This is a genomic window from Bradyrhizobium sp. Leo114 (assembly GCF_055229415.2).
Genome location: NZ_JBUYEN020000155.1, coordinates 1 through 1,607, shown reverse-complemented (window position 1 = coordinate 1,607; position 1,607 = coordinate 1). Strand labels below are relative to the sequence as shown.

Below are 1,607 nucleotides of genomic sequence, written 5' to 3'. Positions count from 1 at the left end.
TCGTCGAGTATGCGCCCCTTATCTGCCCGCCGTGCTGATCGATAGCGCTCTACCACCGCCGCCGTGAGCTCGCGCCGCGCACCCATGCTGATCCGTCCTGCCATCGGCGACACCGATCCGATTCGGTATCGCCGCCCCAATCCTGACGGTCAGTTCTCCGGTAACATCCTTGGTGAGGCAATGCGCCCCCATCGGCTTCCAACGTTGACCCCATACGTGATGGATTTTTCGCCGACGGTCCAAGGGTTTCGTCATTACTGGCCGGGGTCAACCTTCGGCGCCGATAAGGGGTCAAACAGCGCGCCGAATGACACTTCGAGGAGCTAACCGGGGATCACGCGCGTGAGGATGAATGGTCTGGGCCGCACGGATTTGCCATCGGCGGCATGATGCAGGCCAACACTGCTTCCCTTGCCGAAGAATATTTCGCGGCGGCCAATGAGCTGGTGGATAGGATTAGGGAGAAGCGCATTGCGGACTACCAGATAGGCAACGCCGCGCTATTCCTCTTCCTCCGCCAATAGCACGCGTTCTTTGCGGGCATGGACAGTCAACTTGAAACGGATGCGCACGAGCGCAAGGCGAGTCATTCGATGCACGATGCCGGGCGGCCATGGGTTGTCGGCGGCATCCGCATCCGCCCTGCCAACGGCAGCACGCTCATGGCGACGGTGGGCAGCATCGACAAGTACATGGAGCGCCACGTCATCGGTGCGGGCAAGGAGAAGTATCCCGACAACGCTCTGTCGGTCCGCGCGAAGCGAGATAGCCGTGGCCGTCTCGCTTCTGATCAAGCCCTACGGATCGATTGGCAGTGCGCCGGTGCATACCGTTGTGCGCCGCCAGTTGAAGCGCATGGACGGTCAGAAGCGGAAGCCGTTCCAGATCGTGAGCAACGGCAAGGTGCTGATCGTGCGTCGTCGCACGAAGAAGCGGCTGCCGCTGCAAACGCTCGCGGTGCTTCAGGGCAGTGCGACGATCAATGAGCATTGGGATTTTCTCGGGACCGTGTCGGGCGTCGTCCAGGCGCGCTTCCCGCAGCACTTCTATCGCGCGGTGGTCTGCAGCGACGCGATAGAGGGTCCATGAGCGAATCGACTCCACCGCCCCTTTGGTCGGGAAGGTTCATGAGCGAAATGACTCCCCCTCGTAATAGACGACGCACGGTTCTACTCGCGCTCGCGATCTCGGCATCTTGAGCCCGACGGTCCCCATGGCTCTGGCCGATGAACTGCACAGCGACCAAGATAACTCTTTGCAGAAAATGCAAACAACTCGGACTACGGCCATACCAGCGATGTCAGCCCCTTCGACCAAGACCTCGGGCCTGCTAAGGATCAGCGCGCCGCATTACTGTGCTGGGGCGGACGTCATCGACGGGATCGTGTCAGGCAGTGTCGCGCCGATCATTCGCTACATGCGTGGATGGCGCATCGAGTGCATGATTGTCCCGTCGCCCGTGAAGCTCGTCATGCAACTGTTTTTCCAGTCGCTGAAGCTCCTCTGAAGGGTCGGAGACTGCTGACGGCATGGCTTCATCATCCAGATGATCCAGCACTCGCCGAAGCTCTCCCTGAGGGAGCTGCTCTGAATGGAATGCGGCTTGC

Annotated in this window: 2 protein-coding genes and 1 pseudogene; 2 read left to right on the top strand and 1 reads right to left on the bottom strand. The window is 60.7% G+C overall.

The features are described 5' to 3' along the window. The first annotated feature begins 386 nt into the window (after positions 1-386). Positions 387-524 carry a hypothetical protein gene (locus tag ACZIRK_RS45110; protein WP_245287665.1) on the top strand — a complete coding sequence of 46 codons (138 nt, stop codon included), beginning with the start codon at positions 387-389 and terminating at the stop codon, positions 522-524. 247 nt (positions 525-771) lie between these two features. After that, positions 772-1,089, top strand: a complete 318-nt coding sequence (locus tag ACZIRK_RS45105; protein ID WP_207231136.1) for a hypothetical protein — start codon at positions 772-774, stop codon at positions 1,087-1,089. Between the two features lie 298 nt (positions 1,090-1,387). Here the strand turns inward: ACZIRK_RS45105 and ACZIRK_RS45100 are convergent. Further along, positions 1,388-1,607, bottom strand: a pseudogene (locus ACZIRK_RS45100) (hypothetical protein); the annotation flags it as partial.

Excerpts from the sequence above, each read along its gene's own strand:
- ACZIRK_RS45110 (WP_245287665.1), top strand. The coding sequence starts at position 387 with ATGATGCAGGCCAACACTGCTTCCCTTGCCGAAGAATATTTCGCGGCG.